At 48.8% G+C, this 12,994-nt stretch carries 10 protein-coding genes and 2 tRNA genes; all 12 read left to right on the top strand.

From position 1 onward, the window contains the following. Window positions 1-50: 50 nt before the first annotated feature. A complete protein-coding gene (locus GT1_RS09965) occupies window positions 51-1,055 on the top strand; it encodes an ABC transporter substrate-binding protein (protein ID WP_188398567.1) in 1,005 nt (334 codons plus the stop codon). Between the two features lie 7 nt (window positions 1,056-1,062). After that, window positions 1,063-1,824: an ABC transporter permease gene (locus GT1_RS09960; RefSeq protein ID WP_188398566.1), complete on the top strand. Its 762-nt coding sequence runs from the start codon at window positions 1,063-1,065 to the stop codon at window positions 1,822-1,824. 16 nt (window positions 1,825-1,840) lie between these two features. Beyond that, window positions 1,841-2,617: an ABC transporter ATP-binding protein gene (locus GT1_RS09955; protein ID WP_223226158.1), complete on the top strand. Its 777-nt coding sequence runs from the start codon at window positions 1,841-1,843 to the stop codon at window positions 2,615-2,617. Between the two features lie 26 nt (window positions 2,618-2,643). Further along, a complete protein-coding gene (gene larE / locus GT1_RS09950; RefSeq protein WP_188398565.1) occupies window positions 2,644-3,468 on the top strand; it encodes an ATP-dependent sacrificial sulfur transferase LarE in 825 nt (274 codons plus the stop codon). A gap of 460 nt (window positions 3,469-3,928) precedes the next feature. Continuing rightward, window positions 3,929-4,004 (top strand) — tRNA-Gln (locus GT1_RS09945). A gap of 6 nt (window positions 4,005-4,010) precedes the next feature. Then, window positions 4,011-4,086 (top strand) — tRNA-Lys (locus GT1_RS09940). A gap of 377 nt (window positions 4,087-4,463) precedes the next feature. Continuing rightward, window positions 4,464-5,027 (top strand): lytic transglycosylase domain-containing protein, encoded by a 564-nt coding sequence (locus GT1_RS09935; protein ID WP_308507631.1) that lies wholly within the window; start codon window positions 4,464-4,466, stop codon window positions 5,025-5,027. Window positions 5,028-5,542: 515 nt separating this feature from the next. Then, window positions 5,543-8,302, top strand: coding sequence for a sensor histidine kinase KdpD (locus GT1_RS09930; protein ID WP_188398564.1), 2,760 nt, complete (start codon window positions 5,543-5,545; stop codon window positions 8,300-8,302). After that, window positions 8,268-8,957, top strand: coding sequence for a response regulator (locus GT1_RS09925; RefSeq protein WP_075753485.1), 690 nt, complete (start codon window positions 8,268-8,270; stop codon window positions 8,955-8,957). The genes GT1_RS09930 and GT1_RS09925 overlap by 35 nt, the downstream gene beginning before the upstream one ends. Before the next feature lie 184 nt (window positions 8,958-9,141). After that, a complete protein-coding gene (kdpF, locus tag GT1_RS22740) occupies window positions 9,142-9,228 on the top strand; it encodes a K(+)-transporting ATPase subunit F (RefSeq protein WP_188398627.1) in 87 nt (28 codons plus the stop codon). Between the two features lies 1 nt (window position 9,229). Beyond that, on the top strand, window positions 9,230-10,936 hold the full coding sequence (kdpA, locus tag GT1_RS09915) for a potassium-transporting ATPase subunit KdpA (RefSeq protein ID WP_188398563.1): 1,707 nt from the start codon (window positions 9,230-9,232) through the stop codon (window positions 10,934-10,936). Between the two features lie 9 nt (window positions 10,937-10,945). Further along, a complete protein-coding gene (kdpB, locus tag GT1_RS09910; protein WP_376742003.1) occupies window positions 10,946-12,985 on the top strand; it encodes a potassium-transporting ATPase subunit KdpB in 2,040 nt (679 codons plus the stop codon). Window positions 12,986-12,994: the final 9 nt, after the last annotated feature.

The following is a 12,994-nucleotide window of genomic DNA, read 5'->3' as shown; positions in this document are numbered from 1 at the left end:
GCTTATCACGTTAGGGAGTTATCGAATCAAAATAGAGCAGGAGGTAGAGTATGAATCGAAGAGAGTTTATTAAGAAAAGTGTATTTGTGACAGTGGGCCTTGTCGGCGGATTAACCCTGGCCGGATGTGGCAGCACCACCGAAACAGGCAGAGCCTCCAATCAAGGCAAGAATAAACCGACAATAAAAATTGGCTATTTGCCCATCACCGACCATCTCACCATGATTGCCCATGGCCAGACGGAGTTCCGGCAATTTACGCTTGAACCTGTTAAATTTTCCGGTTGGGCAGAATTAGCCGAGGCGCTTAAGGGCAATGCCATTCAAGGAGCGTTTGCGCTGACGCCGATCGGTATGAGCTTAAAACAAAAAGGCGTGCCGGTTAAGGCTGTATTTTTAGGGCATCGCAACGGCTCGGTGCTGACGGCTAAAAATATTCCGGAGCTTAACAAAATTGAAGATTTGCGCGGCAAGACTATTGCGATTCCCAGCCGGTTTTCCACCCATAATGTACTTATCCACAAAGTGCTGACCGAAAAAGGCATTAATCCTAATTCTGAAGTAAAGTTTATAGATATGTCGCCGCCGGAGATGGTTAATGCACTCTCAACAGGCAAAATAGATGCGTTCATTGTAGCTGAACCATTTGGCGGGCAGGCTGAGATGCAAAAGGTAGGCAAAGTACTGGTGTTAAGCAAAGATATCTGGCATGATCATATCTGCTGCGTGCTTAATATGCAGGAAGAAGTAGTGCAAAAGCAGCCCGAGGCTGTTGAGGAACTGGTGGGAGGCTTGGCCAAAGCGGCTGCCTTTATTGACAACAATCCGCAAGAAGCAGCGAAATTGTCACTTAAATATCTGGGACAAAAGCAGGAAGTCGTGGAACATGTACTGACAAATCCTAAAGGCAGGATCACTTTTAATAATCTTGTGCCTGATATCAGGGATTTTGCCGCAACACAGGAATATCTCCTCCAATTTGGGATTACTAAAGATAAGATTGACCTGGCTCAATATATTGATGACCGGTTTGCCAAAAAAGCCTTTGGGGTGTAAGCCGGTTATGCAGAAAAAACAGTTAACAACTAAGATTATTTTACCCTGGCTGGCGATTATCGCCTTTCTGGGAGTGTGGCAGGCGGCAGCCGGGTTTTATACTCCCGAGCAGCTGCCGGGACCGTCTGCGGTGCTTGCTGGTTTAAGCGAATTGGCGGCAACCGGTTTATTGTGGGAGCACATTGAAGTAAGCCTTGTCCGTTTTGCCATCTCCTACAGCCTGGCGCTCATTGCCGCTGTTCCCTTAGGGCTGATCCTGGGATGGCATACCTATTCGCTGGCGGCAGTGGGACCGCTGCTCCAGATATTGCGGCCCATTTCGCCGATTGCCTGGTTTCCGCTGGCGGTGCTGTGGTTTGGTGTGGGGAACGCTCCGGCGATATTTATCATTTTCCTGTCGGCCTTTTTCCCTATATTATTATCCACAATTAGTGCTGTTAGAAAAATCGATCCCGTTTACTTGAAAGTTGCGCAAAACTTTGGTGTAGGCAAAGGCATGCTGTTTGCCAAAATCGTTATTCCGGCCGCCTTTCCGTACATTATGATTGGCCTTAATCTTGCGATAGGCATAGCCTGGATTCATTTGGTGGCCGGCGAAATGCTGGGAGCGCAATCCGGTCTTGGCTATTTAATTATAGATTCCCGCAACTTCTTGCGGACAGACTGGATTATGGGCGGCATGCTGGTTGTCGGCCTGCTGGGGCTTGCCGTAAACACGGTGATGGGCTGGGCGGAAAAAGGAATTAACCGTAAATGGGGAATGGGTTAAACTATGAGGTGGTAATTTGGCAAAAATAGAAATAAACAATATATACAAAAGTTTTCCGGGAGTTAAGGGCAAACAGCTTGATGTTCTTGTGGATATCAATCTACAGATTGAGTCTGGCGAGTTTCTGTGCCTGCTCGGCCCAAGCGGCTGCGGCAAGACAACACTGATGAATTTGATGGCCGGATTTGAACAGCCGACAGGCGGAACACTAACCATTGACGGATTGCCTGCCACCTGCCCAAATCCCAAACATATCACCATATTTCAGGACTATGGCCTGTTTCCCTGGCGGAATGTATTGGGTAATGTTATCTTTGGTCTTGAGGCCAAGGGGATAAAGGGCGCAGCCGCCCGGGAAAGGGCGGAGGCGTACTTGGAACTGGTGGGCTTGACCGAATTTGCCGGAAGTTTTCCCAGACAGCTTTCGGGCGGGATGAAGCAGCGCGTAGCTATTGCCAGAGCGTTGGCAGTCGAACCTGACATTCTGTTTATGGATGAGCCTTTTGCTGCCTTAGATGCGTTTACCCGCTATCGGCTGCAAGATGAAGTACTAAGAATTTGGCAGGAAAAGCAGCCGACGATAATATTTGTTACCCATGATATTGACGAGGCGGTGTATTTGGCGCAGCGAGTTGCTATTATGTCACCTAACCCCGGACGGATCAAACAGATGATTGATATACAGTTGCCAAGACCCTGTGATCGGGGGGATGCCGGTCTGATCACTTACCGGCAGAAAGTTTTTCAGGAATTCGAACTGGTCCAGGACATCAATCAGGATTATGTTATTTAAGACATCAAGATGCAGGAGGAGCTAGCATGCAAATCACTGAGAAATTAGAAAAGCTGACACAATTATTGAAGGAAATGGGAGCGGTAGCAGTGGCTTTCTCCGGAGGGGTTGACAGCAGTTTTTTGGCGGCAGCGGCCCAGCGGGCGTTAGGTGATCAGGCTGTCGCTGTTACTGCCTATTCAGAAACGCTGCCTGAGTCGGAACGGCAGGAGGCCATTGCCATTGCGAAAAAAATTGGTATCAGGCATGTCCTTTTACACATCAGCGAACTTGCCAGCGAAGAGTTTGTCGCCAATACGCCGGATCGCTGCTATTTCTGCAAAAAAGAACGCTTTGACGCGCTAAGACAATGGGCAGATGCTGAGCAGATAGCTTGGGTACTGGAAGGCTCGAATGCGGATGATAAGTCGGATTACCGTCCGGGTATGAGGGCTATTGACGAGTTGACAGGAGTTCGCAGCCCCTTGCTGGAAGCCGGACTGACTAAGGCGGAAATACGCACCCTATCTAAGGAGTGGGGTGTGCCTACCTGGAACAAACCCAGCGCAGCCTGTCTGTCTTCGCGGGTAGCTTACGGCTTGCCGGTTACAGCCGGGAGGCTGAAGCAAATTGAGCTTGCCGAGGGGTTTGTTAAGCAATTTTGCCAGGGTCAGATCAGGGTTAGACACCATGATAATCTGGCCCGTATTGAGGTAGCTCAGGCAGATATCCCGGTATTGGCTCAAGCAGATACAGCAGCTCTGATTACTAAAGAGCTCCGGAAATTAGGGTTTACTTATGTTACACTGGATTTGGCCGGATATCGTACCGGTAGTATGAATGCTGTTTTAGATATTAATGGCAACCTGTAAAAGCCAGGGGCAAACAAGTAACAAGCACGGGATTTCCTGCAGCGGAAATTCCGTGCTTGTTGCATAATTATTCCTGTTGGCAACTGTTTTAGGTAAAGGTTTTGTTCCCGAAAGCCTGCTTGCTGATTCCAGGAATGAATTTATTTTACATGGTTTGCAGGAATATAAAAACTTTTATGGAAATAAGAGGTAATAAATAAAGAAAGGGGTGTCACTACGAATAATCAAACGCAGCCGTTATTAGTTGCTTTTACGTGTGAAACATGCGGAAGAATACTGGCTTGGGCATTACCTGAAGCGACAGTTCGCTGTAAGCACTGCGGGAAGTGGATTGTAAACTCTAATGTAAAAGCGGTAGATAAGGAAATTCCAGCATACCATACGGTATAGAATAAATTTGACAAAACAATAGAAAATATATATAATAGTTTTTGTGACAAAAAACATGAACTAAAGTTTTTGGGGCGTCGCCAAGTTGGTAAGGCACGGGACTCTGACTCCCGCATTCCTAGGTTCGAGTCCTAGCGCCCCAGCCATAACATGACTCACTAGCTCAACTGGCAGAGCAACTGACTCTTAATCAGTAGGTTGTAGGTTCGATTCCTACGTGGGTCACCAGAAGAAATCAAGGCTTCCGAGGATTCGGAAGTCTTTTGTTTATAGTAACTGCGCCAAACCACAGGGAAAATGTAAGCAGACGTGTTTAGCCTGTTTTGGTTTTATTGGCGCAGGTATGGCAATGGGTATAGTCAACGAAGTTTTTGGGCTGGATTATTAATATTCAAAGCATCATCTCCTGTTTGTTCACAAACAGGAGATGATGCTTTTTAATTACCGTGAATTTGGATTTGAGCAAAATCTTTACATTTTTTTTACATGAATGAGCTATTTCTTAACGACATCTTTACAGCATTTAAGGGTAAAATAGTAGCGTTATTCAGACTGGTTGCTTTGTAGATCCTATTTAGAAATCTTAACAACGGAGTGATCCTATAGTGAATTATACCTGGATGAAAGTCCTGGTAGTCGGGGTGTTTCTTGTAGTCGGGGCAAGTTGTATATATACTAGCGATTGGTTTCAAAAAAAATATGCCTATCCTTTTCTCTATAATGAACTCGTATGTCAATATGCCGCAAAACATGAGCTGGACCCGTGGCTGGTAACCGGAGTCATCAAGGCAGAAAGTAAGTTTGTGTTAGAAGCCAAGTCGCCTGTAGGGGCAGTAGGCTTAATGCAGTTAATGCCTGAAACCGCACAGTGGATTGCCGTGCAGAGCGAAGATCCTGGTTTTCAGCTGCAGGATTTAGCATCGCCGGAAGTTAATATTCGGTTCGGTACGTGGTATCTAGCATCACTAAAGCATGAATTTCATGGGAATGAAGTACTGATGTTAGCTGCTTATAATGCTGGTAGAGGTAACGTAAAAGAATGGATGGAACAACATGGGTGGACTATGGAATTTCGTGATATAGAGCAAATTCCGTTTCCGGAAACCAGAGAGTTTATCCGTGAAGTGCTTTGGAATAAGAAGAGATATCAGGAATTATACAATCGATAAGACCCACGTCTCAGCTTAGTCACGGCAACTTATTCGTAAAATACAGGAAGCATAGCAGGCGGTAATCACTGGTCCGCCAGGAGTTGGATTGGATGATAATGGCGTTGGTGCTGCGCGCTTTTGCTAATGGCTGCAGCTGCCATGATGATTATCCTTAAAAAAATAAAGAGGCATTATTTAGATATGGCGGAACAGTTGCATTTGCCGCTGGAAGAGTTGCTACGTTTTCCTTTCACTTGCAGAAATAGATGGGTTAGAGTACCGTGTCCGCTGAAGGCACGGTACTTCTTATAAAATATGGTTTTATGATTCGTAGTACAGATAAATGCTTGCTAAAATGATTTGTTGGAGACGTGTAGGTGAAATGGTATTCAAGCAGGAAACAATAGTTGTAGGCGTAATAAAAACTTGACATTACTTTTTAAAATCGGATGCTGTTTCTTACTAGTGTGGACCCATTGCCTCAATACTTAGAATAAGATAAACGTTTGCTTAATAAGGAGTTGATATAGCGCATGAAAAAAGAGGAGGAACGCCGGCCTGACCCTGAAGAGTTGCTGCAACGAATTCATAAAGAGCATCAGGGGAAGTTAACGATTTTTTTGGGAGCGGCCGCCGGGGTTGGTAAAACATATACCATGCTGGAAGCCGCGCATGACCGGTTGGCAGAAGGTGTGCGGGTGGCAATTGGCTGGGTGGAAACGCATGGCCGGGCAGAGACGGAGAAATTAGTGATAGGCTTACCACGCATTGCTCCTACCATATTAGAATACCGGGGCAAGAAGCTGACGGAAATGGGGATTGACGCGATTCTGGAGCAAAAGCCGGAACTGGTATTGGTGGATGAACTAGCACATACCAACGTGAAGGGCTCCCGGCACGTCCGGCGCTTTCAGGATGTAGAGGAGTTATTAAATGCCGGAATCGATGTTTATACAACGCTGAATATTCAACATATCGAAAGTCTCAACGATGTGGTTGCCCAGATTACTGGTATCATTGTCCGGGAAACAGTCCCGGACTCGTTTGTGGAGCAGGCCGACAATATCCAGTTGATTGATATACCGCCGGAAGATCTGATTAAACGTTTAAAGGACGGCAAGGTCTATATTTCCGGTCAGGCGCAGCAGGCGTTAAAAAGTTTTTTCCGTCCGGGAAATATTAATGCCTTGCGGGAGCTTGCCCTGCGTTTTACCGCCTCCCGGGTCGATCAGGATATGGCAGAATACATGCGGAAAAATCATATTGACGGGCCATGGCCGGCAGCCGGCCGGGTAATGGTTTGTGTCAGTGCCAGCCCTTTTTCGGCCCAGCTTATCCGGGCTGCTCAGCGTTTGGCAAAAGGATTACGGGCGGATTTTCTGGCTGTCTATGTCGACACCCCATCCCGCCGCTTTCCCATGGGGGAAAAGGAACGGGACCGGGTGTGGCGCAATTTGAACCTGGCAGAGGAATTGGGTGGCAAAATTGTTACGGTGGCTGGCAACGACATTGTTGAGGAAATGATGAACGTTGCCCGTAACGAAAATGTAACGGCTGTTGTGATCGGCAAACCGCGCCATAGCCGTCTGCGGGAATTTTGGCATGGGTCACTGGTGGACAAGCTGCTCCGAAAGAGTGAGGGCATTAACGTGTATGTCATTCAAAGTAAAGCAGAGGCGGAAACGCATTCTGCTATCAGCACCGCCCGGAATGACGTGCCGGCAATCGCCTGGTTGCCGATTGCCGGAGGGCTGGTGATGACATCAGTGGTTACGGCTATTAGCTGGGTGGGCAGAGAACAATTAGAGCAGGTCAATATTGCCCTGTTGTATTTATTGCCGATTTTATTTACCGCTGTCCGCTGGGGCCGTTGGCCGTCCTATATTACAGCGCTGGCCAGTGTCCTGGCGTTTGACTTTTTATTTACTCCGCCTCTGTTAACATTTAATGTGAGTGATATTCGCTATTTATGGAGTTTTACTATTTTCCTGGTCATTTCCTTTGTAGTTGGCGGTCGGACGGAAATGCTAAAAAAAGAAGTGCGTCTGACAAGGCAGCGGGAAACCAGTGTCCGTACCTTATATGATTTTAGCAGCCAGATTGCGGCGATTATTGATGTAAACCAGATTGCCTGGACCTTTGTCAGACACACAGGTGTAGCGCTTGGACGAAATACGGTACTGCTCTTGCCGGAAGAACAGGGAAGTTTGAAGGTAGAAGCACAATATGAGGCTAATATACCGGAGGGCAGAGGAAGCCAAGCGGAATTGCCTGCCGCAGAACATGCAGTGGCGAATTGGGTTTGGGTTAATGGGCAGGTAGCAGGACGATCTACGGAGACGCTGCCTGGTGCTGAATTTTTATTCGTGCCGCTGACCGTTGACCGACGGACGGTAGGGGTATTTGGTATCGAATTGGGGCAGCAGAAAATGACGCAGGAAGAGCGGCAGCTAATTTATGCCTGGGCAGGCTTGGCAGCCATTGCCGTGGAACGGGGTAAGCTAACGGAGGCTGCCCGGCAGGCGGCATTATTAAAAGAGTCTGATCAGTTGCGCACGGCATTATTTAATTCAGTCTCTCACGAACTAAGGACGCCGCTGGCTGAAATTAGCGCGGCTATTGCCACTTTACTGGATAGCTCGACGCAATATAGCGCTGAAATCCGCCAGGAACTGCTGGAAACGGTGAAAAGTAGTGCTACCCGCATGGAGCGCGTAGTGGCAAATTTACTGAACACTGCTCGGCTGGAAAGCGGGATGCTGCAATTAAAGATAGACTGGTGTGATGTAGAAGATATTGTGGGCACAGCAATTCGCCGCATGGGTGAAACAACGCACAATCATATCCTCAGGACCCGGATCGCTCCTGATTTGCCGCTGCTTCGGGCCGATTGCGTCTTACTGGAGCATGTTGTAGTGAATTTACTGGATAACGCCATTAAATACTCGCCTCCTGGCACAGAACTCACCATTGCCGCTGAGCAAAGCGGGTCGGAAATTTTTGTTTCCGTAGAAGATAATGGCTGTGGCATTTCCCTGCAGGATTTAGCTAAAATATTTGATAAATTTTACCGGGCATCGCAGCAGGCCGTACAGGTTGCCGGCACAGGCTTGGGTTTATCCATTTGCAAAAGTATCATAGAAGCTCATCAGGGGCGAATTTGGGCTAAGAATAACCCGGGTGGAGGAGCAATTTTTGTTTTTGCTGTACCTGTACCTGCTAATGGTAGTCGGAGTGTGATTAAGGAGAGTGAGTGGGATGACAGAAAAGGGACTCCGAATTTTGGTGGTTGATGATGAGCCGCAAATGCGAAAATTACTCCATGTTTCTCTGCTTGCGCATGGTTATCAATTATGCGAGACGGCAAATGGGCTGGAAGGCATTCAGCAGGCGGCGGCCTTTAAACCTGATCTGGTCATTGTGGACCTGGGATTGCCGGATATGGACGGCAAACAGGTTATTCAGCAGATTCGCGAGTGGTCAGCGGTACCCATGATTATTTTGACAGCCCGTGAGCAGGAAGAGGAAAAGATTGCTGCGCTGGACGCCGGTGCAGATGACTATATTACCAAGCCATTCGGGATAGGTGAGCTTATGGCACGTATACGGGTCTGCCTGCGCCGGGTAGGAAGCAGTGACAACGAACCGATCCGGCGCTGCGGTGGTTTGGCTGTCGATCTGCTGCAACGACGGGTCACTGTGGATGAACGGGAGATCAAACTGACGCCAACGGAGTATGAATTGATCAAATTCATGATGCTCCATGCTGGGCGGGTGTTGACGCACAAGCAATTGTTAAAGGCGGGGTGGGGCAATGCTTGCGGGGAGGATACCCACTATATTCGCATCTACATTGGCCAGCTGCGACGCAAGATTGAGCAGGACCCGGCTCAGCCCCGTTATATTGTCACCGAATCGGGCGTTGGCTATCGGCTGATGGGGCGTTAGACGCCTGTCATTTAAAAAGAAACAGACTGCTTATGACAAGCGGTCTGTTTCTTTTTTGCCGTAAAGGGCAGAGGGAGCGAAATCTTTACATATTTTTTATGCCTTAAGCTAATCTTTTATCAGCATCTTTATCTCCACCGGAGGTACAATAAATTTGAAGTTCAAAGGCGGTAGGAGGGAAACTATGGCTGACTTATGGTTGGCAGGAATTGGGGCTGTCTTGTTACTGGTGTACTTACTTTACGCTTTATGGAAACCGGAGGATTTTTAACATGATGACAGATATGATAATGTTTGGGCTGTTTCTCATTGTGGTACTGCTGCTGGCTTGGCCTTTGAGCAAGTATATGGCTAAAGTGTTTACGATAGAAAAGACATTCCTTGATCCAGTGCTTCAGCCGTTGGAGCGGCTGCTCTACCGATTGGCAGGGATCAAGCCGGAACAGGAGATGAATTGGCGACAGTATGCCGGAGCACTACTGCTATTTAACGTGTTAGGTGCAACTGTCGTTTTTCTCATTCAAATTCTGCAAGGTGCACTCATTTGGAATCCAGCCGATCTCAGCGGCGTCTCTCCCTGGCATTTGGCGTTCAATACAGCGGTCAGCTTTATGACCAATACGAACTGGCAGTCCTACGGCGGGGAATCGACCATGAGCTATTTCACCCAAATGACGGCGCTAACTGTGCAGAACTTTGTTTCAGCAGCCGTGGGATTGGCAGTAGCAATGGCCTTGATCCGGGGATTAACCCGTAAGTCGGTTTCGACTATCGGCAATTTCTGGGTCGATCTGGTGCGGGGCACACTACGCGTGTTGTTACCTTTAGCGATTGTGTTTACCTTACTGTTGGTGCAGCAAGGGGCGATACAGAATTTATCCGTTTACCTGACAGTACAAACGCTGGAGGGCGCGGAACAAATTCTGGCAATGGGGCCGGTGGCTTCTCAGGAAGCCATTAAAATGTTAGGAACTAACGGCGGTGGTTTCTTTAACGCCAACTCGGCCCATCCCTTTGAAAACCCTACACCGTTGACTAGCTTTCTGCAAGCGGTCAGTATTTTTCTCATTCCCACAGCGCTGGTGCTGGCTTTCGGACGGATGGCCCGGGACCGGCGGCAGGGATACGCTGTATTGGCGACAATGGCGTTGTTGTTTGTTCTGATGCTGACAGGGACTTACCTCAGTGAGTTGCATGGAAATCCGAACTTGGCCGGCTGGGGTGTGGACAGTCCCACAGCTATGGAAGGCAAGGAAGTACGGTTTGGTATCGCCGGTTCGGCCTTGTTCGCTACGGTTACGACAGCGGCTTCCTGCGGTGCGGTGAATGCTATGCATGACAGCTTTACACCGCTGGGCGGCCTCTTTCCTTTATTGCAGATGCAGATGGGAGAAGTCATTATCGGCGGGGTTGGCGCCGGGTTTTACGGGATGATGCTGCTTGTTATTTTGACGGTATTTATTGTAGGGCTGATGGTTGGCAGAACGCCGGAATATCTCGGGAAAAAAATTGAAGCCCGGGAGACCAAAATGGCAACACTGGGGATATTATTCCCCTCGGTTACAATCCTGACCAGCAGTGCTATTGCTGCAGTCACAGGACCCGGCACATCCTCTGTTTTTAATCCCGGGCCGCATGGCCTGAGTGAGGTCATGTATGCGTTCGCTTCTGCCGTAGGTAATAACGGCAGTGCCTTTGGCGGTTTAAGTGCGAACACCCCCTTTTATAATGTAATGCTGGCAGTGGGAATGCTGATTGGCCGTTTTGGTGTCATTCTACCTATTTTGGCGATTGCCGGCGGCATGGCGGAAAAGAAGGTTTCCCCTCCCGGTTCCGGCACATTCTCGACAACCGGCTGGCTGTTTGTGATGCTCTTAGCTGGTATTGTCCTGATCATTGGTGGATTAACCTTTTTACCAATGCTGACGTTGGGACCGATCGTCGAACAGCTGCTGATGCTGCAAGGGACTATGTTTTAAAAGGAGCGAATGGGAATGAATACTACTCGAGGCAGTTTTAATAAAGAAATCTTAGGAACTGCAGTGCGCGATGCCTTTCGCAAGTTAAGCCCGCGCACACAAATGCGGAATCCGGTCATGCTGATCGTGTATATCGGGGCGATTATCACCACCTGGTTTACTGTACGCGATTTTATGCAGGGAGACAGTCAGTCGACCTTCTTTACCTTGCAAATCACACTGTGGTTATGGTTTACGGTTTTGTTTGCTAACTTTGCCGAAGCGGTTGCCGAAGGACGGGGAAAGGCGCAGGCTAATGCCTTGCGCAGCAGCCGCAGCCGGACGAAGGCCAAGAAAGTCAACGGCAGCGAGACGATCTTGGTAGATGCTGTCGAGCTGCGTAAGGGGGATTTTGTGCTTGTGGAAGCCGGGGATTTCATTCCCGGCGACGGAGAAATCATCGAAGGGATGGCATCGGTCGATGAAAGTGCTGTAACTGGAGAATCAGCGCCGGTCATCCGCGAATCAGGCGGCGATAAATCTTCGGTCACTGGCGGAACCCGGGTGTTGTCTGACTGGATTAAAATCCAGATTATGGCCAATCCCGGCGAAACTTTTCTTGATAGGATGATTTCCCTGGTAGAAGGGGCGAAACGGCAAAAAACACCTAACGAGATTGCCCTGACGATTTTGCTGATTGGCTTGACCATTATCTTTCTGTTTGCCGTAGCTACGCTGGCACCCTTTGGCATATATTCCGAGATTAATATACCGGTGGCAGTTTTAATTGCCTTGCTGGTCTGCTTGATTCCCACAACCATTGGTGGGTTGCTTTCGGCCATTGGCATTGCTGGTATGGACCGGCTGCTAAAACGGAATGTGCTGGCCATGTCCGGTCGGGCTGTAGAGGCTGCAGGTGATGTGGATGCACTGCTGCTGGATAAAACCGGCACCATTACGCTTGGTAACCGGATGGCGACTGAGTTTATCCCGGCTCCCGGCATTAGTCCGGAACAACTGGCCGATGCGGCGCAACTGGCCTCGTTGGCTGATGAGACACCGGAAGGCCGGAGCATCGTTATCTTGGCTAAAGAGAAGTACAATCTGCGGGAACGGAACTTAACGGCGATGGAAGCCGAGTTTGTTCCCTTCACGGCGCAGACCCGGATGAGCGGCGTGAACGTAACTGGCCGGGAAATCCGCAAAGGTGCGGTGGATGCCATCAAAAAATATACGCAAGGGCAGGAGGGAGCATTCCCTGATGCGATTGAAAAAGCTTGTGAGACAATTGCCAAGAGCGGTGGGACACCTCTTGTCGTGGCGGAAGGCGCACACGTGCTTGGTGCCATTCACCTGAAAGATATCGTGAAAGGCGGTATTAAGGAACGATTTCGCGATCTCAGGCAGATGGGGATCAAAACCATCATGATTACCGGTGATAATCCGCTGACAGCTGCGGCGATTGCTGCCGAGGCCGGAGTGGATGATTTCCTGGCTGAAGCAACGCCGGAAGATAAATTACGGTTAATACGCCAGTATCAAGAACAGGGGATGTTGGTTGCCATGACCGGTGACGGCACCAACGATGCACCGGCATTGGCCCAGGCTGATGTGGGAGTAGCCATGAACAGCGGCACGCAGGCCGCCAAAGAAGCTGGCAATATGGTTGATCTTGATAGTAATCCCACCAAGCTGATTGAAGTGGTGGAAATCGGCAAGCAGCTTTTAATTACCCGTGGCTCCCTGACCACATTCAGTGTGGCCAATGATATCGCCAAATATTTTGCGATCATTCCGGCTATGTTTACAGGAGCGTTTCCGGTGCTAAACGTCTTCAATGTCATGGCCCTGTCTACTCCGGAAAGTGCAATTCTAAGTGCCGTTACCTTTAACGCCTTAGTTATCATCGCCTTGATCCCACTGGCTTTGCGGGGAGTACAATACCGGCCGGTAGGAGCCGAAATCCTGCTCAGACGTAACCTGCTGATTTATGGTGTAGGAGGAATCTTGGCTCCCTTTATTGGGATTAAGCTGATCGACTTGATTATTGTAGCACTTGGACTGGTTTAGCAATGACGG

The organism is Sporomusa sp. GT1 (assembly GCF_014634905.1).
Taxonomy (GTDB): Bacteria; Bacillota; Negativicutes; order Sporomusales; family Sporomusaceae; genus Sporomusa; species Sporomusa sphaeroides.
This window is presented reverse-complemented; position numbering and strand designations above follow the sequence as displayed.

Excerpts from the sequence above, each read along its gene's own strand:
- kdpF (WP_188398627.1), top strand. The coding sequence starts at position 9,142 with ATGGCTGACTTATGGTTGGCAGGAATTGGGGCTGTCTTGTTACTGGTG.
- GT1_RS09930 (WP_188398564.1), top strand. The coding sequence starts at position 5,543 with ATGAAAAAAGAGGAGGAACGCCGGCCTGACCCTGAAGAGTTGCTGCAA.
- kdpA (WP_188398563.1), top strand. The coding sequence starts at position 9,230 with ATGATGACAGATATGATAATGTTTGGGCTGTTTCTCATTGTGGTACTG.
- kdpB (WP_376742003.1), top strand. The coding sequence starts at position 10,946 with ATGGGAATGAATACTACTCGAGGCAGTTTTAATAAAGAAATCTTAGGA.
- GT1_RS09965 (WP_188398567.1), top strand. The coding sequence starts at position 51 with ATGAATCGAAGAGAGTTTATTAAGAAAAGTGTATTTGTGACAGTGGGC.
- GT1_RS09925 (WP_075753485.1), top strand. The coding sequence starts at position 8,268 with ATGACAGAAAAGGGACTCCGAATTTTGGTGGTTGATGATGAGCCGCAA.
- larE (WP_188398565.1), top strand. The coding sequence starts at position 2,644 with ATGCAAATCACTGAGAAATTAGAAAAGCTGACACAATTATTGAAGGAA.
- GT1_RS09960 (WP_188398566.1), top strand. The coding sequence starts at position 1,063 with ATGCAGAAAAAACAGTTAACAACTAAGATTATTTTACCCTGGCTGGCG.